25 protein-coding genes are annotated in these 23688 nt (G+C 50.4%); 16 read left to right on the forward strand and 9 right to left on the reverse strand.

Going from position 1 to position 23688, the window contains the following annotated elements; genetic code table 11:
- Positions 1-103: 103 nt before the first annotated feature.
- A complete protein-coding gene (locus OHJ21_RS22890; RefSeq protein WP_243390911.1) occupies positions 104-1210 on the forward strand; it encodes a hypothetical protein in 1107 nt (368 codons plus the stop codon).
- A gap of 84 nt (positions 1211-1294) precedes the next feature.
- On the opposite strand, the gene OHJ21_RS22895 is transcribed toward OHJ21_RS22890, so the two are convergent.
- The 6 genes from OHJ21_RS22895 to OHJ21_RS22920 form a co-directional block, all read right to left on the reverse strand.
- Positions 1295-1729: a DUF6376 family protein gene (locus OHJ21_RS22895; RefSeq protein ID WP_100539916.1), complete on the reverse strand. Its 435-nt coding sequence runs from the start codon at positions 1727-1729 to the stop codon at positions 1295-1297.
- A gap of 146 nt (positions 1730-1875) precedes the next feature.
- Positions 1876-2373: a hypothetical protein gene (locus tag OHJ21_RS22900; RefSeq protein WP_100539917.1), complete on the reverse strand. Its 498-nt coding sequence runs from the start codon at positions 2371-2373 to the stop codon at positions 1876-1878.
- A gap of 266 nt (positions 2374-2639) precedes the next feature.
- A complete protein-coding gene (locus OHJ21_RS22905) occupies positions 2640-3290 on the reverse strand; it encodes an amino acid ABC transporter permease (RefSeq protein WP_100539918.1) in 651 nt (216 codons plus the stop codon).
- Between the two features lie 42 nt (positions 3291-3332).
- On the reverse strand, positions 3333-3992 hold the full coding sequence (locus OHJ21_RS22910; RefSeq protein ID WP_100539919.1) for an amino acid ABC transporter permease: 660 nt from the start codon (positions 3990-3992) through the stop codon (positions 3333-3335).
- Positions 3993-4128: 136 nt separating this feature from the next.
- Positions 4129-4938, reverse strand: coding sequence for a glutamate ABC transporter substrate-binding protein (locus tag OHJ21_RS22915; protein ID WP_100539920.1), 810 nt, complete (start codon positions 4936-4938; stop codon positions 4129-4131).
- A gap of 105 nt (positions 4939-5043) precedes the next feature.
- Positions 5044-5817, reverse strand: coding sequence for an amino acid ABC transporter ATP-binding protein (locus tag OHJ21_RS22920; RefSeq protein ID WP_100539921.1), 774 nt, complete (start codon positions 5815-5817; stop codon positions 5044-5046).
- A 147-nt stretch (positions 5818-5964) separates the two neighbouring features.
- Here OHJ21_RS22920 and OHJ21_RS22925 point away from each other — a divergent pair, with 147 nt between their 5' ends.
- The 11 genes from OHJ21_RS22925 to OHJ21_RS22975 all read left to right on the forward strand — a co-directional run bounded on the left by OHJ21_RS22925 (position 5965) and on the right by OHJ21_RS22975 (position 18413).
- A complete protein-coding gene (locus tag OHJ21_RS22925) occupies positions 5965-7146 on the forward strand; it encodes an acyltransferase (RefSeq protein WP_100539922.1) in 1182 nt (393 codons plus the stop codon).
- Positions 7147-7371: 225 nt separating this feature from the next.
- Positions 7372-9012: a glycoside hydrolase family 5 protein gene (locus OHJ21_RS22930; RefSeq protein ID WP_100539923.1), complete on the forward strand. Its 1641-nt coding sequence runs from the start codon at positions 7372-7374 to the stop codon at positions 9010-9012.
- A gap of 28 nt (positions 9013-9040) precedes the next feature.
- The gene (locus OHJ21_RS22935; protein WP_100539924.1) at positions 9041-9505 is read left to right on the forward strand and encodes a pyridoxamine 5'-phosphate oxidase family protein; all 465 of its coding nucleotides are present in this window, start codon (positions 9041-9043) and stop codon (positions 9503-9505) included.
- Positions 9506-9808: 303 nt separating this feature from the next.
- Positions 9809-10009, forward strand: coding sequence for a cold-shock protein CspD (cspD, locus tag OHJ21_RS22940; protein ID WP_006207896.1), 201 nt, complete (start codon positions 9809-9811; stop codon positions 10007-10009).
- Positions 10010-10105: 96 nt separating this feature from the next.
- The gene (locus OHJ21_RS22945; protein ID WP_071222231.1) at positions 10106-10342 is read left to right on the forward strand and encodes a cold-shock protein; all 237 of its coding nucleotides are present in this window, start codon (positions 10106-10108) and stop codon (positions 10340-10342) included.
- Positions 10343-10530: 188 nt separating this feature from the next.
- Positions 10531-10704: a hypothetical protein gene (locus tag OHJ21_RS22950; protein WP_165789739.1), complete on the forward strand. Its 174-nt coding sequence runs from the start codon at positions 10531-10533 to the stop codon at positions 10702-10704.
- Positions 10705-11041: 337 nt separating this feature from the next.
- Positions 11042-12031, forward strand: a complete 990-nt coding sequence (locus OHJ21_RS22955) for an ABC transporter permease (protein WP_100539925.1) — start codon at positions 11042-11044, stop codon at positions 12029-12031.
- A gap of 31 nt (positions 12032-12062) precedes the next feature.
- Positions 12063-12944 (forward strand): carbohydrate ABC transporter permease, encoded by an 882-nt coding sequence (locus OHJ21_RS22960; protein ID WP_326111453.1) that lies wholly within the window; start codon positions 12063-12065, stop codon positions 12942-12944.
- Positions 12945-13081: 137 nt separating this feature from the next.
- On the forward strand, positions 13082-14746 hold the full coding sequence (locus OHJ21_RS22965) for an extracellular solute-binding protein (protein ID WP_326111451.1): 1665 nt from the start codon (positions 13082-13084) through the stop codon (positions 14744-14746).
- Between the two features lie 183 nt (positions 14747-14929).
- A complete protein-coding gene (locus OHJ21_RS22970) occupies positions 14930-16855 on the forward strand; it encodes a cache domain-containing sensor histidine kinase (RefSeq protein ID WP_486021229.1) in 1926 nt (641 codons plus the stop codon).
- The gene (locus tag OHJ21_RS22975; RefSeq protein WP_486021230.1) at positions 16830-18413 is read left to right on the forward strand and encodes a response regulator; all 1584 of its coding nucleotides are present in this window, start codon (positions 16830-16832) and stop codon (positions 18411-18413) included. Before OHJ21_RS22970 ends, OHJ21_RS22975 begins: the two co-directional genes overlap by 26 nt.
- Positions 18414-18564: 151 nt before the next feature.
- On the opposite strand, the gene OHJ21_RS22980 is transcribed toward OHJ21_RS22975, so the two are convergent.
- On the reverse strand, positions 18565-19332 hold the full coding sequence (locus OHJ21_RS22980; RefSeq protein ID WP_486021231.1) for an ArsR/SmtB family transcription factor: 768 nt from the start codon (positions 19330-19332) through the stop codon (positions 18565-18567).
- Between the two features lie 251 nt (positions 19333-19583).
- Between OHJ21_RS22980 and OHJ21_RS22985 the strand changes: the two genes are divergently transcribed.
- The 4 genes from OHJ21_RS22985 (at position 19584) to OHJ21_RS23000 (ending at position 22322) form a co-directional block, all read left to right on the forward strand.
- Positions 19584-20135, forward strand: a complete 552-nt coding sequence (locus OHJ21_RS22985; protein WP_326111446.1) for an NADPH-dependent FMN reductase — start codon at positions 19584-19586, stop codon at positions 20133-20135.
- 270 nt (positions 20136-20405) lie between these two features.
- Positions 20406-21455, forward strand: coding sequence for an SGNH/GDSL hydrolase family protein (locus tag OHJ21_RS22990; protein ID WP_486021232.1), 1050 nt, complete (start codon positions 20406-20408; stop codon positions 21453-21455).
- Positions 21456-21504: 49 nt separating this feature from the next.
- A complete protein-coding gene (locus tag OHJ21_RS22995) occupies positions 21505-21852 on the forward strand; it encodes an ester cyclase (protein ID WP_326119056.1) in 348 nt (115 codons plus the stop codon).
- 68 nt (positions 21853-21920) lie between these two features.
- Positions 21921-22322, forward strand: a complete 402-nt coding sequence (locus OHJ21_RS23000; RefSeq protein ID WP_100540248.1) for an ester cyclase — start codon at positions 21921-21923, stop codon at positions 22320-22322.
- A 144-nt stretch (positions 22323-22466) separates the two neighbouring features.
- Here OHJ21_RS23000 and OHJ21_RS23005 read toward each other — a convergent pair whose 3' ends face one another.
- Positions 22467-22619, reverse strand: coding sequence for a hypothetical protein (locus OHJ21_RS23005; RefSeq protein ID WP_164817478.1), 153 nt, complete (start codon positions 22617-22619; stop codon positions 22467-22469).
- A gap of 183 nt (positions 22620-22802) precedes the next feature.
- A complete protein-coding gene (locus tag OHJ21_RS23010) occupies positions 22803-23672 on the reverse strand; it encodes an AraC family transcriptional regulator (RefSeq protein ID WP_127593753.1) in 870 nt (289 codons plus the stop codon).
- Between the last annotated feature and the right edge of the window lie 16 nt (positions 23673-23688).

Raw genomic sequence — 23688 nt, forward strand, 5'->3', positions numbered from 1 at the left:
TGATAAACATTCCTCTCTATTATGACGATGATGAATATAAAGAGATCGGTGCAGCGCCAATCCTAAAATACATTTGTACTCGTTATATATGGGGGTGAACGAAATGAAGACGAGGAAGCAGCCGAATCAGCGATCCGGACAGATCCTGGTTCTGACTTTCATGACGATTATGCTAATGGTCGCATGCACGAAGGAGGTGCCGGGATCCATACAGCAAAATAGATCGACTGCCGCCGTGCCGAGTGTAGGAGAAGTCGGGAATCAATCGGAAATGCCAGCAGCAGCGGAAAGTTTGCGTATGGCATTCCAGCCGGAAGATCAAAGCAATCACCAGGTTAAGCAAGAACCGGAGCCGTCGGAGGGGGAGTCCAACCACAATCCGATTGAAGCGGTTCTCGACATGTATGAGGCGCTTCAGGCTAACGATTCCGCCACGTATTTCCGCCATGCTGACATTCCGAGCGTCCGTATGTCCCCTGCCAAGCTGGAGGTGTTATTCGAAGAGGCCGGCAAGCGTGAAGTGAGACCGGAACGATTCAAGCTTTTTGATCGAGAGGGGCTGGATCGGGAAAGCCGCCAGTTGTTATCTCTCACGTACGGCAGCCAAGCCGAGATTGTGCTGGAGGAGCTCAGTCAGGGCGATCATAACCTGTGGTTTGTGACGGCGTTCACGGATGGACTTCAAGTGGTGGAGCAATCCACGGTTTATCCCGGGGCTTACGAGCTTGGAAGGGAAGCGACGATGGAAGAGCTTATCGCTATAGAGATTCAGCATACGGCTGAAGACCGGGCATTTCTTGCCGCAAAAGCGAAGCAGCCTGTATGGAAGCCGGTGCAGACCGTTTCTCTGCTGTATCAGGCAGCGCAGGCGGAGGATGCGGATACCTTTTACGCGATGTCGGGTGGGAGCGAGGGATACTTTTCGGGTCAGTACGCCCGGGACATGGTGGAATTTACGGAATGGATGAAGTCTTTTGAAAGCGTGCAGCATATTCCAATCGAATCGGTTCCGCGGGAAAATATGGCCGCGAGTTATAGAGAAGAATATAATGAACGCTTTGGCGATGCATGGCAATTCATTGTGGCTTGGGACCCGAAGGATGAAGCGGGCTACCAAGGGACATACTGGATTATGGCGCCTAGCGAAGACGGAACGCGATATGTCGTAAAGCAGACGCTTACCGCCAACCTCGAATCCTTTTTTAAATGAGGAATACATACATAGCAAAGACAAATATAGCAGCCCTGCTCATGAAGAGCAGGGCTGCTATATTGTCGGCAAGAGTTTGCCTGATTACGGCTGAAGATTTTGGAGCATATCCATCGTTTCGTTAATTTTATTGATGGTTTGAACGATGTTGGAATTCTGGAAGTCGGTCACTCCGTTCTGGATTTGATCCATATAGCCGTTGATGTCGGTCAGCAGCGTGTCGTTTAAAGCGACCAGCTGTTCATGGATGGTCTGTGCAAAAGCAGGGGCTTCGATGCCATTAAACTCCGAGATCCGGGTTTTCATCGCTTCGAGTTCTTGGGTCAGCGTTTCCTTGGCATCTGTATTCGTGGCGGCCTGTTGGGCCAGCTCCGGAATGGACTCGGCAAATTGGGAGGCATCATTTATAAAAGTGGTGGCTTCTTTCGTATAATCCAAGGAATTGTTCACGCTGTCCACCAAGGAACAGCCGGAGAGAACTCCCAGAACAAGTGATATCAACAATAATCTTTTGATCATTTCTCATCCTCCTGTCGTTTAAAAGCAGTTCTTATACGTTGTATACGTATGGCATGGAGAATGGTTGTATTTTTTTCACGCGAAGGAGCAGGTATTTTCAAGCAACCCTGAAACAGCCAACATTTCCTGAGAAGGCTGGGAAGGGATTAATATTTCCCCAGCAGGTAGCGAACAAGCTCAATCAAACCCGCCAGGATACTGCCGGACTTTGGGCTTTCGGCTGATCGAGCCGGTTTCTCGGGCTGGATGCCTTCCCCCAGCGAAGTCACGTCAACGGATGAGGAGGGACCGGTATTTCCGCATAGACGGGGTTTGAGCTTTTCCCCGCTTTTCTCGGCGAATACGATATATTCCTTGCCTGTAGCAAAGGATTCCCAGCCATTGGAATAAAGGGTGACGGTTGGTGAATCCGATTCTCCTTTCCACCACTCGGTAACCAGGAATACATATTTGCTTTTGGATATATCGGCTTTAGGATTGGACGAGGCCAACGTCCCCCTGAATACTGCGTCCGAGGATTTTAACTCCTCGGTAGCCTTTCGAGGCTCCGCGCATGACAAGGCGGATACCGTGGATTGATCTGCGCCAAGCCATAGTCCAACAGTAAGGGAAAGAGCGATCATGGCGATAAAGCCTTTTTTCATATCGGCGTCTCCTTTCGGGATGATTATGTATTTAGACGAGGAGGGTTTCGCCATTGTTGCAGCGTACTTGGAAATAAATCCGATGCCCATATGGCTGCATTGCGGGAAGCTTGGGTTCTAGAATTCGCAGGTGCTCCAGAAATGCAAATACTCCGCAAGCCAAAATGGCTGCGGAGCAGATTGGACGTAAACGCTTATGGCGGGCCGTTTGTTTTTTTACGATAATGGTTAGTAGTCCAGGACAGGAGCGGGAACAGCAGACCAGGTTAGATCTGTCTTGCTTCCAGCCGTTTGGCGATAATGGACAGAAGATAATTCAGCGTGAAGTACAGCAAGGACGCAAAAACAAGGGCAGGAATAACATAGGCATAGCTGGAACCGCTAAGAATTTGCACGTTGCGCATCAGCTCAGGCAGTGAAATGATCACGGCGAGCGATGTGTCTTTAATGAGCGAGATGAACTGGCTCACCATGGGCGGGGACATTCGGCGCAGCGCCAGCGGGAGAATCACGTGCCGCAGTGTCTGCATATAAGAGAGACCGGAGGCCCGGGCCGCTTCGATCTGGCCTTTATCCACCGATACGAGGCCGCTGCGGATAATTTCGGCGATCATGGCTCCTTCAAAAATGCTCAGGCCGACGACGGCCGCCCAGAAGGTGGGGATTCGAATCCCGGTCTGGGGCAGAACCATGCCGATGAAGAATATGATCAGCAGCAGCGGCAAATTGCGGATAATATCCACAAATATGGCCGTTGTCCTCGACAGGAAGGGGGTTTTCGTATACCTCACGGTCCCGAGCACGGTTCCGATGATAAAGCTGAATACAATGGATAAGCCGGCAACCTGCACCGTGATCCAAAAGCCTTGAAGGAGATATCGCAGATTCGGCCAGGAGTACGCACCGATAAAATCCATCTCATGCCACCTCCTGTTTATTAGGCAAACTTCGTGTTAACGTCAATTGCTTCTCGCAAAGCGGCGCTCCATGTAATGGACGGCCAAGCTGAGCGGTATGGTCAGGAGCAGGTAGAACAGGGCTACAAACGTATAGACGGGAATGCCTTTGAAGGTGCTCAAGTTAATCAGATCGGCGTAATACATCAGGTCGAGTCCGGCGATAACGCCCAGGACCGAGGAATTCTTGACCAAATTGATCAATTGGTTGCCGATGGCCGGCAGTACGATTTTGATCGCCTGCGGAAGAATGATGTAGCGCATGTTCTGGATATAACTCAGCCCGGAGGAGCGAGCAGCCTCCGACTGTCCGGAGGGTACCGCCTGGATCCCCGCCCGAATGGCTTCGGCAATGAAGGCAGCCGTATACACCATCAGCCCGAGCGTACCCGAGGTGAACGGATCAACCGGTATCCCGAGAGAGGGCAGGCCCAGGAAAAAGAAAAAGACAACCACCAAGAGCGGAATGTTGCGGATAAACTCTACATAGATGGCGCCGATGGCTTTCAATATGCGGAATGGGGCAATCCGCAAGATGGCGATCAAGGTGCCCAGCACCAAGCTGCCGATCAGCCCAAGCAGGCTGGCGAGAATGGTCTGGCCCAGGCCAGCCATGAATTGATCCCAATGCTGGGCCAGAATGTTGAAATCCCACAAGGTCACTATGCTTCACCTCCTATGGGGGATGATGGTCGTTTAGCCGGTCGAAAGCAGCCAGGCAGTCCCGCCCGGGTAAAAGGGAGGAACCTGATTGGAGCCATGACACTTTAGGACCGGCCCGACCATTACATGCTTGCGGTCATTCCGGTTTCACGCCCATCCATTGCTCATACAGTTTGTCGTATTCGCCGCTATCCTTCAACTCCTTCAACAGCTCGTTGACGGTTTTCACAAACTCCGGGTTTCCTTTTTTGATGGCCATGCCGTATGGTTCATCCGTAAAGTTGCCGCCGACCAGCTCAAAGCTCGGGTCCTGCTGCTGCATGCCGAGGAGGATGGAATTGTCGGTGGTCAGGGCGTCCCCCTGTCCCGCTTTAAGCGCGGTGAAGGCATCCTGATAATTCTCGAATTCGAGAATGACCGCGTCGGGCGCCTTCTCGCGGATATTTTGCGCAGAGGTAGAGCCCTTTACCGTGAGCACCTTCGTATCCTTGTTCAGGCTTTCCAGACCCGTGATCGGGCTTCCCTTCTTCACCAGCAGCGATTGGCCGGCCTCAAAGTAAACATCGCTGAAGTCCACCTGCTCCTTGCGCTCCTCCGTTATGGTCATCGTGGCGATAATGATGTCGATGTCCCCGTTCTTCAGCATATCGATCCGGGTTTTGGAGGTAACTTCCTTCAGCTCGACCTTGGTCTCGTCACCGAGAATCTTTTTGGCCAGCGCTTTGGCGATGTCGATATCGAAACCCTCCACATTGCCGGTGGCAGGGTCCTGCAGTCCAAACAGCTTGGTATCATATTTTACGCCGGCTACAAGCTTGCCCCGTTTCTTAATCGCCTCGAGGGTGTCCGTATTGCCGGAGCCCCCGCATCCGGATGCGATCAGCATGATCACTAACGCTAATAAAGCCGCGCTCCACCTGAAGGTCCTCGTAAATTTTCTTTTCATATCCCCAGTTCCCCCTAAAAAGTATAGTTTCTCTTCATGAGCAAGCCCCTGAAGAGCAGCATTGCGGAAGTTCAATCCTTTCCGCCCCTACGCACGAAGTCCGGGTTAGTGATGCAGCAGACGACTCAGGAAGGCCCGTGCTCTTTCTTCCCGCGGCTGATTGAAAAAATCGGAGGCGGGCGCATCCTCGATAATCCGGCCTTCGTCCATAAAGACGATTCGATCCGCGGCTTCGCGGGCGAAGCCCATCTCATGGGTAACCACGGCCATGGTCATGCCTTGGTGGGCGAGTGAGCGCATGACGTCGAGCACTTCGCCGATCATCTCCGGGTCGAGTGCGGACGTCGGTTCATCAAACAGCATAATCTTTGGGTTCATGGTCAATCCGCGGGCAATCGCAACCCGCTGCTGCTGGCCGCCCGAGAGCTGGGATGGATAGCTGTCCGCTTTGTCCGCGATGCCGACCCGCTGCAGGTACGTCATCGCTTTTTCCGTCGCCTCCGCTTTGGACATCCCCAGCACCTTCATGGGGGCGAGAATGATGTTGTCGATCACCTTTTTGTGCGGGTACAGGTTGAAATGCTGGAAGACCATCCCGATATTCCGCCTGAATGTATTAATGTCGATCTTTCTTTCATGCAGCTTGACGCCATTCACGACAAGCTCCCCATCCGTAATGCTTTCGAGCCGATTGATGCACCGCAGCAGCGTGCTTTTACCGGAGCCGGAAGGTCCAACGATGACAACGACCTCCCCCTGGGAAATGGTCAGGTCGATTTCTTTCAGAACATGGAAGGTTCCGAAAAATTTATTGACGCGGCTAAATTCAATCAGTAGAAATCCCCTCCTATTCACTTCGAATTGGACGCCTGCATGCATGTAAGCTATTGTCCTGTTTGGGTGCCAGGCCCTTTTTACACTGGTATGGCAAAGGGAGCTTGTTCCATGCCACTTTTAGGAAAATTTAGTATCCAAGCGTTGGGGAGTGAGATATAATAGGGGGCGTAATCATATGGAGGAGGCAACATGGAGAAACGTACAAAATTAACCGAAATCGACCTGGTTCGGGGCTTTGCGATGATGGGCGTGCTGATGGTGCATGCAACGTCGTTCGCCACAGTTCAGATGCGCGGGGACGATTTTTTTGGCTTGTATAACTTCCTGAACATATTTTCGAAGGTGGGAACGACGACCTTTATATTTCTGAGCAGCTTCGTGCTGTTCTATAATTATTATCACCGTCCGTTCAAGGGCCGTGACCTTGCGCGGTTCTTCAAAAACCGGCTGATGTATATCCTGGTGCCGTATTTGCTGTTCTCGGTTTTGTTCTTTACGGTGGCCTGGTATCATCGCGGGGGCGAGCCCGATCTGGCGGCGATGCTGGAGAGCTTCTGGCCCAAGCTGGCAACGGGAAAATCCTACACGCACTTATATTTCATCTTCATTAACATTCAGTTCTACGTGCTGTTCCCGCTCGTGCTGATGCTGCTGAAGCGATTCCGCGGCTTCGCGGCGGTCTGCGTGCTGGTGGGCATTGCATTGCAGTGGCTCTTCTATTTCGGCAATGATGCCTGGTGGGACGTAACGAACCGAAACAGCTGGTCGCTGTCGTTTCTGTCGTATTATTTTCTCGGAGCATGGACCGGCATTTATTATGACCGGGTCAAGGATTGGCTGACATCTGCGCAGCATGCTGCAAGACCGGCGCTGCGCAAGCTGGGCTGGATCTCGCTCTGGGCGGTATGGCTGGGCGCCGCGCTGGTGCATATCGGCCTTCGATATAATCAGAGGCTGCTGGGGACGGAATATCATCCGCTGCTCTACGATGCTTTTTGGAATGTGCATACGTTAACCACCGCCCTGGTCATGCTTCAGGTCGCGCTGCTCTTCGGGAATAAGAGAGTTTGGTGGTTGAACGGGTTCCGGCGGCTCGGGGTGTATTCTTTTGGCGTTTATCTAGTGCATCCGCTGGTGCTGCTCCTCTACCGGGATTTTCCTCCGCAGACGGAGAACTCCTGGCTGCTGCTCGCGTGGTATGCCGGCGGTCTTGTCAGCGCGGTGGCGGTTTCTTATATAGTGGTCTACAGCATGAGCCGCCTGGGAGGCTGGACCTGGATCTTCTTCGGTAAACTGCCGGGCAGCTTGCAGAAGGGTAAAGCATCAAGTCCTTCAGTTCCGGCCAAGCCGGTTGCGGAGGTATCATCATAATCTTGGTAGACGGGAAAGGCGTTATCCTCGATAAGAGGAGAGCGCCTTTTTCTTTTGGCCGGTGGCCGATATTTCAGATTGGTTCCCTGATTTTCGGAATGAGGTTTATTGCCCGGCATGACATGTTATATTTTGTTTGATGTTTGGCCTGTAGGACGCATGTCGTCATTGGTATGGACAGGTCAATTACATTCGTTACAGACATGGAAGCGAGGGAATGCCAATATGAATGATAGCAGAAATCCTTTGGTAAGCGGTTTTGTTAAGGCAGACGGCAAACGCGTGGTGAATGGGGACGGGCAGGAAATTCTGCTGCAGGGAGTCGGACTTGGCAGCTGGCTGCTGCCGGAAGGATACATGTGGAAAATGCCGGAGCAGGGGGACCGCCCGCGGCGCATCGAAGGCATGATCAGGGATCTGATCGGCGAGGAGAAGGCATCCGTGTTCTGGGAGACCTATTACGAGCGGTATATCGCAGAAGCCGACATCCGGCAGATCGCTGCTGAGGGCTTTAACTCCATTCGGGTACCGATCAATGCCAGGTTTATGATGGAGGAAGGACAGCAGCCACCTTTTGTATTCCACGAAGGACATTTGAAGCTCATCGATCAGGTGATCGATTGGTGCAGGACGTATTCGCTGTATGTTATTCTGGATTTGCATGGCGCGCCCGGCGGACAGACCGGCGCCAATATCGACGATTCCGAGCGGGATTTGCCGGAGCTGTTCACGGATCGACTGAACGCGGAGCGGACCGTAGCGCTGTGGCGTATGCTGGCGGAACGATATAAAGACGAGTGGATCGTTGCCGGTTACGACCTGCTTAACGAACCGCTGCCTGACTGGTTCAGCAAGTATAATGACCGGGTGATGCCGCTGTATAAGGAAATCACCGCGGCTATACGCGAAGTGGACAAGCGTCATATGATCATTCTGGAAGGCGTGCACTGGTCTACGGACTGGAGCATTTTTGACGATACATTCGATGATAACCTGATGCTGCAGTTCCATAAGTATTGGAACAATCCCGACACGGAGAGCATTCAGAAGTATATCGATCTGCGCGAGGAGTGGAATGTGCCGATCTTCATGGGAGAAGGCGGGGAGAACAACCCGCAGTGGTATACGGGGGCCTTCCGGATGTTCGAGGACCACAACATATCCTGGAACTTCTGGACCTGGAAGAAGATGAACACCCAGAATTCGCCGTTCTCGATCCGCATGCCGGAAGGCTGGGATAAACTGACGGGTTACCTGGAAGGCGGTGAGAAGCCGTCTTCAGCCGAAGCCGAAGCGATTCTTGACGAATACCTGGACCGTCTTCCGCTGGCAGCCTGCGATGCTTACCCGAACGTATCCCGGTCGCTGCTGCGCCGGCTGCCCATTCAGATTCCGGCGGAGTTTTACGGATATCGGGGCGAGGGCATTTCTTATCATATTGAAACGAAGGCCAGCCAGGATATCGGCTTCCGGATCTCTGACGGCGTTCCGATGCGGATGATGACGGGCAAGGCGGAGAAACCAAGCTACGCTCCGGAAGGCGGCAAGCCATGGGTAGAGGATAACCTGGTATGCGTTCAGCTCCGGGAAGGCGATTGGCTTGCTTATGATGCGTATTGCGCTTCTGTAGATGTCTTTCATCTGGACATGCGGGCCCTGATTCCCGAGGGAACGGTGGATATTATGCTCCAGATCGGGGACCGGGAGCCTGAGCTTATCTCCTTGTCCGACTCTGGCGAAGGACAGTGGGACATCCATAGGGTGGCTGAGGCTATGCCGATGGAGGAAGGCCCTGTGGATCTGGTGTTGATGGTGAATAAGGGCCGAATCGAGCTGGATTGGCTGGAATTTACCGAAGCGCGTTAAATTTATTAGCTGAAGGGGAGAGGGCGCTGTGACGGAACAGGCGGCAATATCAGAAGGGTTGTGCCAATGGCTGGATGGCTCGGATCTGGAGTCGAAACAGTATGAAGCGATGATGCTATTGAGCGTAACCGAGGATGGATGGCCGAATACGGCCATGCTCAGCGTGGGGGAGGTGCTGGCTTTAGACCGGAGCCGGCTTCGACTTGCATTATGGCAGGGAACGGTTACGACTGGCAATCTTCTTCGCACCGGACAGGGCACGTTGGTGGCGATCCATGATGGAGCGGCCCATTATGTTCGGCTGCGTCTTCAAGCGCTTCCCGATCTGCCGGACGCCCGGCATCCGCTGCAGCGTTTTGATGCCGAGGTAGTGGCTGTTCGCGAGGATATCGCGAAGTATGCGGATATTATATCGGCCGTGAAGTTTCAGCTGCACGACCCGGATGAAGTCCTGCAGCGCTGGAAGGAAACGCTGGAGGAATTGCGAAAGTAAACGTTTACGCGTAAAAAACCTGCTCCGGATCCAGCTCCCGGCATATGCCGGGAGTTGTATATGCCTGCTTGTGCTTAATCGGAATGATGCCGAATAAAATAACTTTAATTTTTCCGCAGAATCTTTTGCTTTGGTATTTGCTATCGGCAGTCAAATGTGTTAAGATATGAATATCGAAATCGACCTGAATTCACATATTGTAGAGGGTTGTCATTTCTGGTAACCTTGTGCAATATGTGAATTTTTTTATTCCGTCTGCGAAGAAAAAAGGTCATGTAAATATATATCAAGGAGGATTCCCCCATGCAAACAGGAACTGTTAAATGGTTTAATGCTGAAAAGGGCTTTGGTTTCATCGAAGTTGAAGGCGGTAACGATGTATTCGTTCACTTCAGCGCGATCCAAGGCGACGGCTTCAAAACGCTTGACGAAGGCCAACGCGTTGAATTCAACATCGTTGAAGGAAACCGTGGACCACAAGCTGAGAACGTTGTTAAATTGTAATTACAATTGAAAACTGCCCTTAATGTGTGACATTAAGGGCAGTTTTCTTTTATACGGCGTTTCTATTTTCTAAGACGAGAATAAGGAGGAGCGTTCATGTATTCGCGTAAAAACTCGATGGAGAGTATTCCTGAAGAAATAACGGAAGTTTGGGCATGCACAAAGGAAGACTGCAAAGGGTGGATGCGGGACGATTTTGCGTTCGACACGGAACCGGTATGCCATTTGTGTCAATCCCCCATGGTCAAGGAAACGAGAAGCCTGCCGCAGCTAGTTAATACCAATAAACAACAGAAATCTCTGGCTAAGGGGATTCAGATCGAGCGCAAATAGCAGCTAATACCTAGAGAAAGCGCTGGGCAAACACAAATTCTTCTTGAAGCTACCTTCGGATTTTATGGTAAATCCGTCTATTTCTGTTTCATTGGAAGGAGAATGGTTAGTAATACGTGTACCCTTTCATTCTGATTCAGAATGATGTTACATCATAAGGGACGCAAAATTCAAAGGAGTGAAATGTATTGAACACGCAAACCGAGGTACTGAAGCGAAACATTGACAACATGATCATCCAGGATAACCAAGGCGGCTTGAACGATCAGGAGAAATTCATCATGCAGAAGCTGATGCGTGAGAAATACCAACAGGAACACGAAAGCAAACAGGAACAGCACGGGGAAGACAAAGGGGAATAACGGGGAAACCGTTTGATATACGTAAGGAAAAAAATGATACCGCCGTGAGACGATCCGATGGATCGCTTGTGGCGAAAGATCGTTAGTAAGAGGGAAGGCATGAATGGCAGCTATGGAGGCTGCTGTTCATGCCTTTTTTTGTGCCTTTGAATGAGCGCAGGGCGCAATATTTCGCTTTTGGGGAAATATTTTTTCGTAAATGCCGCAGTCTACCCGAAAAATGAGCCCCTTGAAACGAAATCTGAAACCTTTCGTGCAGAGAAAGGACGATCTACAATATAAACATAGAGAATGTAAAGGTTTTCAAAATGATAGGATCAACCTGGAGGTCATAACCATGCAAAATCAACTTCATGCCGACGTTTCCGAAACCGGTGTCGGTCCCTCAATGGAGCCTTCTGTACAGAAGAAGCTTGACAGAAAAAGATGGCTCAGAAAGCTCTACGGCCAACGACATCTCCAAATTATGGCGCTGCTCGGCGTTGCGTGGATGATCATCTTTAACTACATTCCCATGTACGGTGTCATCATTGCATTTAAAGAATTCAATATCGTGAAGTCCATTGGCGAAGCTCCATGGGTAGGGCTTGCGCACTTCAAGGAGTTTTTCTCGGACGAGGACTTTACAAACGTCATGCGGAACACGCTCGGGATCAGCTTGCTGAAGCTGTTTATCGGATTTCCGCTTCCGATCGTTTTTGCACTCTTTCTGAACGAAATCCGGTCCGTTCGCTACAAGCGGACCATTCAAACGATTTCTTATCTGCCTCACTTCCTGTCATGGGTCATTCTGGGCGGCATTCTGATGACCTGGCTTGCGGATATCGGGATTATCAACAATATCTTGCTGGCTCTACATGTTATCGATGAGCCGATCACCTATCTGGCCGAACCGAAATACTTCTGGGGAATTATTATCACTTCGGATATATGGAAGGAGCTTGGCTGGTCCGCGATTATCTATCTGGCAGCCATTGCCAGCATTTCGCCTGAAATGTACGAGGCGTCGACGATTGATGGCGCAGGCCGGTTTCAGAAAATGTGGTATATCACGCTGCCAAGCATCAAATCGACCATATCCATCCTCTTCATTCTTGCGGTTGGTGGTGTGCTGAACTCCAACTTCGATCAGATTTTGGTGCTCCGAAACTCGCTGAACGAAAGCGCGAGCAACGTCATCGATATTTTTGTGTACCACACCGGGATGCAGAACGGACGGTACTCTTATGCGCAAGCCGTCGCATTGTTCAAATCCGTCATTGCGATTATCCTGCTGTTGATCGCGAACAAGGTAACCAAAAAACTGAACGACACATCACTATTCTAGCGAGAGCAGCGAGAAGGGAGACGAATAATCCATGTTTAAGCGCAGAACCAAAGGCGAAGCCTTCTTCGATATATTCAATAATTTCGGCATGCTGATCGTATGCTTTCTGACGATCTACCCGATCTGGTACGTGCTGGTAAATGCCTTCAATGACGGGCAGGACGCCATGCGCGGAGGAATCTACTGGTGGCCGAGGATGTTCAGCCTTGAGAATTTCAGCGCGGTGTTCCAGAGCTCCGGCATCATGACGGCGATGGGCATTACCGTAGCCAAAACCGTCATTGGTGTGTTCATCCATGTCCTCTTCACCGCCATGGTGGCTTATGCATTCTCGCGGAAGGGTCTGATCGGCGGCAAATTCTATATTTTGCTCGGAACGGTGACGATGTTTTTCACCGGCGGACTAATTCCGACTTATCTGTTGATCAAGGATTTGAATATGCTCGACAGCTTCCTGGTTTACATCATACCGGCCATGTTCAGTTTCTTTGACCTCATCATCTTCATGACCTTCTTCCGGGAAATTCCGGACGGTCTGGAGGAGGCGGCGAAGATTGACGGGGCTAATGACTGGTCCATCTTCCTCCGGGTCGTGCTGCCGGTATCCATGCCGGTTATCGCGACGATTGCCTTGTTTCATGGGGTGTTTCAGTGGAACGACTATTTCACCGGCGTCATCTATATCAACAATACGGATCTGCAGCCGATTCAGACGTATCTGTATAAGGTCGTCGCTCAATCCAGCTCCAATCAGATGATGGCCCAGGTGCCGGGCGGCGTGGCCAAAACAGTCACCTCCCAATCGATCAAGATGGCAACCATGGTCGTAACGACGGCGCCGATCGTATTCGTTTATCCATTCCTGCAGCGATACTTCGTTAAAGGGATGATGATCGGCTCCATTAAAGGTTAATTCTCGGTCTCTGATAACGCAGCATTCCCTCTCCCGGGAACATCCGGGAGAGGGGATATTTTACAGGTAGCTTCTCTTGCCTAATCCGGCGGGAGTTCTATATAATCATATTTCTAAATAAGAAAAGGGGTAAACACATGAGCAAGATGCTTAAGCCAAAGAGCCTTCTGTTGTTGATGTTCGCACTGGTCATGGCCTTTACAACAGCATGCTCGTCCGGCGGTGATAATAACGCGTCGGAAAAAGAGGAAGACAAACCGGCAGAAGAAGTAAAATTGACTCAGGATCAGCCGGGATGGGAAGTCGACACATCCCCGATTACATTTGACTGGTACATCAACTTTGCCTGGTTCCCGAACAAATGGGGCGAGGACATTACTTCCCAATACGTAACGAAGAAGACGGGAGTGAATGTCAACTTCATCGTACCGGCAGGGAACGAAGCTGAGAAGATGAATACGATGATTGCTTCCGGCACATTGCCTGATTTTATTACGCTGGGATGGTATGAAGACGCTGTCAAAAAAATGATCGAAGGAGACCTCGTTCTGCCGCTGAACGAACTGGCCGACCAATACGATCCGTATTTCTATAAAGTCACCGACCCTGCGAAGGTGTCGTGGTACACCAAGGATGACGGCAACATTTACGGTTACCCGAATGCCTCCTCTTCACCGAAGGACTATGAGAAGTTTGGCGATAACATTACCTCCAACCAAACGTTCCTGGTCCGCAAAGACATGTATGAGGCGCTCGGAAGCCCGGATATGCGTACGCCGGAAGGTTTCCTGAAAGCGCTTGAGGACGCCAAGAAAATGTTCCCGGACGTGAACGGACAGCCGCTCATTCCGTTTGGATTGCATGATTTCCATGAAAAAGGCAACAGTTCCCTCGAGGGCTACCTGCAGAACTTCCTCGCCATTCCGCAGGATAAAGAGGGAAAGCTGTATGACCGCAGCACGGATCCGGAATATGTAAGATGGTTGAAGACGTTCCGTATGGCGAATGAAAAAGGATTGATGTCCAAGGATATTTTCGTGGATAAACGTCCGCAGATGGAAGAAAAAATCGCACAGGGCCGCTATTTCGCCATGCTATATCAACGCAGCGATATGGCGAACCAGCAGAACGCGCTGTATGCAAACGATCCGAACTCCGTGTACATCGCAGTGGACGGACCGGCTAACTCCAATCTGGATCAGCCGACATTGTCGGGTCCTTCAATCTCCGGCTGGACGGTTACCCTGATCTCCAAGAACGTCAAAGACAAAGCGCGCGCCATCCGCTTCCTGGATTACCTGATCTCCGAAGAAGGTCAGCGTGATACCTATCTTGGTGAAAAAGGCGTGACATGGGACACGATTGACGGCAAGGATCAATTCCTGCCTGAGGTTGCAGAACTGCTGAACAGCGACCGCGGCGCGTTCGACAAGAAGTATGGCGCATCCCATACCTTCTGGATGATGATGGATACCAACATTACGCCGGCTTGGGCGCCTCCGGCCGTGGAGCCGTTCAAGCAGATGGAAGACTGGACTCGCGGCAAGACCCAGAGCTTCTCGCAATTCGATCAACTGGATCCGGATGCAAGCTCCGAGGAAGGCATCATTAACGACAAGGTATTGAACGAGTGGGGTAAAATCCTGCCGAAGCTGATCTTTGCCAAAACCGATGCCGAGTTCGACCAAATTTGGAACGATTACCAAGCGAAACGTGAATCCCTCGGTTTCGCGAAGGTTCAGGAATACAGACAGAAAGAATACGAAGAGAACGTCAAGAAGCTTGAGGAGTTCCTGAAGTAAGGATTTTCGCTCGAGCGTGAAAAAAACAGAATGCAGGCGCAAGGTACCCTATGATCGATTTTGTCGAAATAGGGTGCCTTTTGTCGCATCACGAGCTAATATAGGATGGTATCCGATCAGCTATGCTGCCTTTCCATCCAGGACTCGGTTACGGTCATTTCATGAAAACGGGATGTGACAGTCATGATCACGCGAATGAGATCGCTTATTCAATCGTTTACGTATTGGTTTGGTCGCAGGTCGATGCAGAGCCGTTTGGTTGCTGCCTATATCTTGATTTTGCTCATTCCGAGCATGATCGTGTCGAACTATTTTTTCAAGCAGATTCGGGATACCTATATCAGCGATGCGCTCAACCAGAACTCATTCCTACTGGAAATCGAGAAGATGAACATGCTGAATCAGATTGAGGCGATTGAAATGGCGGCACAGCTGGCGATCTCGGATGACGGCATCAAGGATTATCTCCGAATCCATGAAGAACCCGAGCCGGCGTGGCTGATGAATTTGGCCTGGGGGCCTTTTAAGGATATCCAGCGGATCCAAACCAACAATCCGAATATTACGCACCTTCGGTTATATACAAACAACTCAAACGTGACGGAAATGTGGCCGATTATTTTCCAGGAGAAACGGATCGCTAAAGAGCCTTGGTTCCCTAAAGTCAAGGATTTGGATGGCGGAGAACTGTGGGTGTTCAACCACCGCGATCCTGATATCCTGCAGCGCTATGCAGCGGACGTGTCGGAGGAGCTGCCGAAGGTGTCCTTGATTCGCCAAGTCCTTAACGGGAGTTACAGTGGCGTGATCCAGGTGGATATGCTGCTCAAGTATTTTGCTCCGAAGACCTTTGCCGGTATCGTGGATGACAGCTCGCAGATGGTCATTGTCGATCAGGAAGGGCAGCTGTTCATGGACCGAAGCCAATCGTTCATGACCAGTCACGAGGGACTCCGGGACGAGGTGGAGCTTCAATTCGCAAAGCTGAAGTTGCAGGGGGGCGACACGGAGGAGACCATACATGCCAGATTCAGCCTGGACGGTTCCTCGTTCCTGCTAATTGCGACGCCGATGGAGCGGCTTCATGCCCACGTGCTGAATGTCGTTTCCCTGGAGGGGGCACTGAATAACGTATCCAAGGCCCAGTGGCAGATTATAGCGGCGAACATTGTATTGATTTTTCTGCTGTCGATCATTACTTATTATCTAAATTCCATTATCCTGAAGAGCCTGCGTCGTTTAACGGAAACGATGAAGAGAGTCCGCAAGGGAGAAGTGACCGCGACTATTGCCATTCGAGGCGGCGGCGAGGTGGGAGAACTGGCGCATCATTTTAACAAACTGATCCGAACCATTAATGAACTGATTGCCCAAGGGATCCGCAAGCAAGCGGTGACCAAGGAAGCGGAGCTGCGAACGCTGCACAGCCAGATTGACTCCCATTTCCTATACAATACGCTTGAAAATATTAAGATGCTGGCCGAAATCGAAGGGCAGCGCACGATTTCGGACGCGCTGACCTCCCTTGGCGGGATGATGCGCTACAACTTCAAATGGTCGGGGGAGTATGTCAAGCTTAGGGATGAACTTCGCCATATTCGCAACTATATCGATGTGATGAATATCCGGTTCGATGAGCCGATTCGGCTTGAACTCAACATTCCGTCCGAATTCATGGAGCTCGAGGTATTGAAAATGTCGCTGCAGCCCATCGTGGAAAATGCCGTCAAGCATGCCTGGCCCGAGTTCCCGGATCAGGAGAAGCGAATCAAGATTGATGCCATTGCATGGGAAGAGAACCGGATCACGATTAACGTCACGGATAACGGCATCGGGATCGAGCCATATCGACTGGGCAGGCTGGGCGAGATTCTGAGAACGGCGGACAATGAGGAACTCCCCTCCGTAGATTACGGGCGCGGCGGCGTGCAGGCTGGAGGAATCGGGCTTCGGAATGTGCACCAGCGAATCCGGTTGTTCTACGGGAATGAATATGGAATCGAAGTGAAGAGTCAAGAGGGGGAGTTCACGCAGGTGACCATGACATTCCCTAAAGTTCTGTTAACAGGAGGAGGCAGTGGACATGAGAAGTCTGATGATCGTGGATGATGAGAAGAATATCCGATATGGATTGAAAACGATGATTGAACGGGAATTCCCGGATCAGTACGAGATCCGCATGGCTGCCCAGGGGCAGGAAGCGCTGGATTCCTTCCGCGAGGCACCGGCCGATATCGTCATTACGGACATCCGGATGCCGGTCATGGACGGAATCCGCCTCATTGAGGCACTTGCTGAACTGGAAGGAACACTGGAGATGAAACCCGTCGTTCTGATCTTGAGCGGATATGACGATTTTGAATATGCGAAAGCGGCGATCCGCTACCAGGTGAAGGAGTACCTGCTTAAACCGATTCGACGGGATGAGCTGTTCGCTGCCCTCCGAAAGACAGAAGAAGTTTTGATCCGGCAAGCGGAAGTGCACAACCGGGTGGCTGCCAGCGAGGTGTATCTTCAGCAGCTGCAGACCCATCGGCTGAAGGAGCTGCTGGAGCTGCCCCAAGGGCAGGGGATGGACATGGGGGCTGCTGCGAACGAAATCGGGTTTGATTCGTTCGTGAAGCCATTCCGAGTCGCTGTGATGAAATATAAGTACGAAGACGGCAATCCCATGAACAAGGATGAGCTGAAGCAATTGATTGATAACATGAGGGCTTCAGTGGAGGGACGGATCAACGCTTGCTTTCTGGACAGCAAGGGGAGGATCGTGCTCATCGGCAGTCCGGACGGACAATTCGAGGAGTTGGCACGGCAGTTTACCGAACGGGAGATGGACGGGCTTTTCGTGGGCATTAGCCGGGAAGGCTTCCGGATCGAAGATATTCGGATCTGTTACATTCAGGCGCTGACCGCTCTGAGCTATACGTTCATCCATCCCAACGTCAGGCTGATGAGCCATGATGATATTCAGGGGGAGCTGCGCACGTATCCAGTGCCGGAAGAGAGCATCCGCAAGCTGGGCAACATGCTCGGCACGGAGCGGGAGCGGGAGATCAAGGCGCTGCTGCTGGATATTTTTCATATCGGGGATATGCCGCATGTGGCTATCGATTATTTGGAACATGTCAGCAAGCAAATCAATGAGCAGGTGCTGGATGAGGTGTTCCGCGTGTACGGGGAATCCATGGTAGAAGTGTTGAAGCTGTACCGCAAGGTAGGGACAATGGACAATTACCGTCATTTCCATACGTATTTCAGGAATCTGGAGCATCTGCTGCTGCATGTGAATGAATATGTTAAAGGGATTCGTTCCGCCCACAGTGAGCATTCCGAGATCAAGGCAGCGGTGAGTTACATGGAGGAGAATTATCACAGGCCGCTGAACATGGCGATGGTCAGCAATTATGTGTCTTTGAATTATTCTTATTTCAGTGAAGCGTTTAAGGCCCATACGGGTGAGAACTTTGTGGTTTATCTTAAAAAGCTGCGGATTACGAAGGCCAAGGATCTGCTCCTGGACGGTACCATGAAGCTTGCGGACATTGGCAAAGCGGTCGGCTTCGAGAACACCAAGCAATTCTCGCGCGTATTCAAAGAGCTGGAAGGGATCTCGCCGCATGAATACCGGATCAAGGTACAAACGGGTGCGGGATTGCAGCAGGGGTAGTTTGGAAAATGCCGGGAGGACATGGCAGCAATAATCATATTGTCTTATACAAGGAGGGAGAATCTTGACCGTCAAGCGGCAGGGTTCTCCCTCTAATATGAAATGGCGTCTGTTATTTTACATTCGAATCCGTTTTTCACCGTTGATGCCATTATGGACTAGTAAGCGTTGAACCCGTTTCAAGTAAGGTTTTCAATCCCGACAGTACAATCGGCAAGCCTAGCTTGAGCGTATTCGCCGTATGTTTGGCCTGCTCAAACTCATCATGAATAACCGTTACAAGGGTCACACCATCAAGCTCAGCATGGGGATCAATTTCCCACGTAATGCGTGAGGGATTCTCGCTGGCAGTATCATCATTTATTAACATCCTCCAGCTCAGGACCAGCTTATGCGGAGGATCTAAGCTTATAATGCTCCCTTCTGCTTGTACCTTGCCCTCGGGGTTCTTAAGTTCGAAAGGAGAACCGATTTCCCAGGTGGATTGGATGGAGCAGTTGTACCAGAACTTTGATGTCTTGGCCGGATCGGTAATGGCGCGCCATATTTGCGCGGGTGCTGCTTTAATAGCAATCTGGTTTACATGCCGGGGTTTCTGTTCCATATTCGGCTCACGCTCCAATTCATTTTTAAGGGATGTTAATTCCAGGGCCCAGGGCTCAGCGTATTTGCTGACCCACCGGTCGTATATTTGACGGATCGGCACGGAGTTCAGATAATGCAGCTTCTCCCTGCCGACCTTTCTCGTTGTGATAAGACCGGCTTCCTCCAGTATATGAAGATGTTTCATGACACCGAATCGGGTCATCTCCAGGGGAACACACAGTTCGCTTAAACTTTGCCCATCTGATTTATACAGCAGATCCAAGAGAATTCGCCGGCTGGGATCCGCCAGTGCTTTAAAGATTTCATTTTCCAATCGTGACATCTCCTTCTTAACAGCATGCTAAGAAAATTTAAATGGCTATTGACACGTGACTAAATGGTAACGTATTATAAACGTGACAGTATAGTCACATATTATCATACACCGAATCATTTGTCAGCTTAAGGCATTTGAATGGACTAATAGGGAGGTAAGAAAGTGACGAAGCAGAATAGCAAATTGCATAGGTCTGGATGATTAAGAATCCATATGGGTTAAAAAGTACAGGGAGGATGAGGAAACATATGAAAATTGTTATGATCGCGGGCAGTAATCGCGCAGGAGCCACAAGTACGTTTTTACTTCGCTATATCGGGAGGCTGCTGCAAGGTCACCAAATTTCAGTCACATGTATTGAATTGAAGGAATTGGAGTTACCGTTATATTCGCCTGACACTGAGGAACTGAATCCCAACGTCCAGTATGTATTGGAAATGGTCAAAAGCGCGGATGGGTTGATCCTCGCAACGCCGGAATATCATGGCTCGATTTCAGGGGTGCTCAAAAATGCCCTGGATTACATGAATGCAAGTCATGTATCGGGTAAGCCGGTGCTTTCCGTGAGTTCTGCGGGCGGACCGGTCGGAGTGAGTTCGCTGACTCATCTACAGAGTATTATACGCAATTTGCACGGGGTTAACAGTCCGGAGTGGATCTCTATCGGAGCGGGATCCCACGGTTTTGATCCGGATGGTGTTCCGTTAGATGCGGGGATGAGGGAGAGGGTTGAAGGTGCTGTGGAGAAGTTCCTGGACCTGACCCGGATGCTTACTGTTGATGTCATGTCACTACGGTAAAACAGGACTTGGCGGATTCCAAATCCGCGAATCGTGCTGAGGGTAACTGCGCATTTACAGGTAACTTGATAACGACGCGCCCAATACGTGACTATATAGTAACGTATCAAGCGGAAAGGAGGATTCATTTGGAGGTTATTCAACCAAGCATAAGGAAGACGGGAGCAGCCATTGTAGAGTCGGGCAATCGTTGGTTGGGCTTGGTTTGCAAGTCAGACCTACTACGATGCAAGATTCGCCATCGACACATTTGATAACCAGACCATCCGCATGATTGTACACCCCCATTCAGCCGGCTCGACCATACGATTAAAGCTATCCAATCTGTATGGTTCCGAACAGGTTTTATTCGGCAGTGTTAACGTAGCGCTTTCCATTAAAGATGGGCATACGGTTCCAGGCAGCAATAGACATGTCACAATCGATGGGAAAGCCACAATCATCATTCCGGCCGGTCAAGAAATCTATACCGACCCCGTGGATCTTAACGTGAGCGGAGCTGTGGATGTGGCCATAAGTATATATGTACCTAAACCAACTAAAACTTCCACGTGGCATTTTTCTCCACCTCAATCGACCTATATTGCCGATGGGGACCACGCTTCGGATAGCAGTGCCGATTTCTTTAAGCAAAAGACCCACTCCTGCTACTGGATATCCGGTATGGAGGTTTTGTCACAGGAATGGGATTCACGTGTGATTGTTGCCCTGGGCGACTCGATTACAGAAGGGAGCACGTCCACCTCAAATGCTAACCACCGTTGGCCCGACTTTTTTTACGATCGTCTTGTTCAGGAATGGTCTGACCGGGGAATTTCGGTCCTTAATTCCGGCATCGTCGGGAATCAGATTCTAAAGAGCGGTCCAGACGTTGGTCTACCCGTAGCTGGAGAACATGTGCTTTCACGCTTGGATCGCGACGTATTCTCTCATCCGGGAATTACAGACATGATCTTTTTTGAGGGCATTAACGATATCGGCTCTGGGGATGCGACCGCAGATCAAATTGTGGCAGGCATGACAGAGGTGGCTATTGTAGCGAAAAGGAAGGGGGTGCGCATTTATATAGGTACCCTCACTCCGTTTGGCAAAGCAGAGTATTACTCAGAGGAAAAGGAACGGGTTCGCCGAGAAGTGAACCAGTGGATCCGTACTCAACATGTATTCGATGGAATGCTTGACTTTGACAAGGCATTAGCTAATCCCGAAGCTCCCAACGAACTGCTTCCCGCCTATGATTTTGGCGACCATCTGCATCTTAGCGATGAAGGATATAAGGCATTAGCTGATAGTATCCCATTGTCTCTGTTTGAGGGATAAAGAGCAGCCTGCTTCATAATGCAAATAACCAACAAAGGAGATGTTTTTCATGAAGACCATAGAGCAGAACAATATCGAAATGGTGACCGCAAAGATTGAGGAGATGTGGAATAAAGGGGATATTTATCATACGGATCAGTTTTTTGCTGAACAGATGGCAGAAGCCTTCGAGAATCAACACTATATACTAGCCGAGACCTTAGCCCAAGGGGAGAAGGTCATAGCAAGGATCGTTATTACAGGAACGCATAACGGCAACTTTGCAGGAAACCCGCCGACGGGCAAATCCGTTCAGATTACCCAGTTCCGGGAATTTCATATCGTAGATGGGAAGATTGCAGATCAAAGCGGTTGGTTCGATACAGGGACGCTGCTGCCCCAAATCCAGGCAAAGTAGCTGCGGATGTTAACGGCATAGCAGGCATAGCAATCGGAAAGCCCAACGAACAAAGGAGATGTTATATGATGAAAACAATAGAACAGAACAATATGGAAACGGTATCCGCGTTTATCGAGAGTTTCTGGAATCAGAGTGATATGGACAGCACGGATCAATTTTTATCGGCCGATTATCAAGAGCATTCTTATCAATCGAAAGAAGGTCTGAAACAATTTGCCTTAACCATACTGGGGGCATTTCCGGATAAACACTATAACGTGGAACAGATGATCGCCCAAGGGGATAAGGTATTAGTCAGAATGGGTGTAAAAGGTACGCATACCGGCATGTTTTTTGGCAGCTCTCCAACAGGGAATACCATTGATGTCACGCTGTACCGTCAATATCGGGTATCCGATGGTAAAATAACCGAACATCGCGGTTGGATCGATATGGTGACGATGTGGCGCCAAATTCGAGGCAGCTAAAGAACCGGCGATCCAGTCCCGTGACTGGATCGTTTATTCTATTCGCAGAAAAAAAGACACCGGATCGGCTTTCCTGGGACATGCCTGGAATTCGCGATCGGGTGTCTTCCTATATGCAGGATTATGTAATCCCTATGATATTATTTATTGAGTTGCAGTCTCCAGCGTAGACAGCGTCATTTCCATTTTGCGGGTGATTTCTTTCTGCCATTTCACGTCTCCAAGCTGGATGGCGAGGTTCAGCAGGTCCAAATAATCATCGATTTGCAGAGAACAGCGGCGGGAAGTCGTCTTCATAAGTCAATCGGCTCTCCTTTATATATAAACTCTCCAAGCGAAGCGTGTAGGAGCTTAAACGTCCATTCTCAACACATTCTCACTTGTCCGGTAATGATAATCATTATCATATGGTTAATTCTCATTATAAAGACTTCCCGCACAGGTTGCAAGCCACTTTCTAAGATTTTGCGTAAAAATGAATTAATTCATGAAGAACCGCTGCCTGTATTTACGCGGTGAGATCCCTTCCTGCTTTGTGAAACAGGAGGTAAAGTACGCTGCATGATTGAAACCAACCTCTTCAGCAACCCGGCTGATGCTGAAGTCGGTCTGCATGAGGAGCATTTTGGCCTGCTCGATCCGGTAACGCTGCAAATATTCAACGGGCGAACAGCCGAATTCCTTCTGCATACAGCGTGCGATATAAACAGGGTGGAAGTTAATACGTTCACCCAGCTCCTGCACCTTGAACTCTTCGCGATAATGCTTCCGCAGATAAGCCGCGGCCCGCTCGGCACAAGCGGAGGAAGGGGAGGACACCGGCGTATCCAGTGCGGCGGCCAGCTGCTCGATGAGCTCTTGGAACACCACCTGCTGCCGCCACAGAAATTTGGCCTGGTGACCGTACTGAACCAACGAAGACATGGTAGCCAGAAGCTCCAAGGCCTTTTCCGGTTGAGGCAGGGTACCGAATTGGGGGATGTTGACGGAAAAATAGTTCGGCGTCATCGCCTTCAGTTCCGGAGCCTCTTCTCTTCTAGGCGATTGGCAGGCTTCGTCCGCGTGCCAGTCCCCGGAGGTTTGGAAATGAAGCCAGTAATAATCGGTCTCCTCCGTACATCCCTTCGTGCCGAAATGATGCGTATCGGGACGCAGGATGAGGAACATGCCAGGTTTGATTTCATAAGGATTGCCATTCTCCGTGACATGGAGCTGCCCCTTCATGACCACGAGCAGATCAAAGATGCCAATGTTCTTGCGGTTGGGATGTCCACTGTGAATGGGGGCCCGGGTAAGCCCGCTATTGATGTATTCCGGCAGCGGCGGAACGGTAAAATTCAGGATCGTCATAAGAAAGCCCTTTCGT

This window comes from Virgibacillus sp. LDC1, from assembly GCF_025792345.1.
Lineage (GTDB): Bacteria > Bacillota > Bacilli > Paenibacillales > Paenibacillaceae > Paenibacillus_AQ > Paenibacillus_AQ lautus.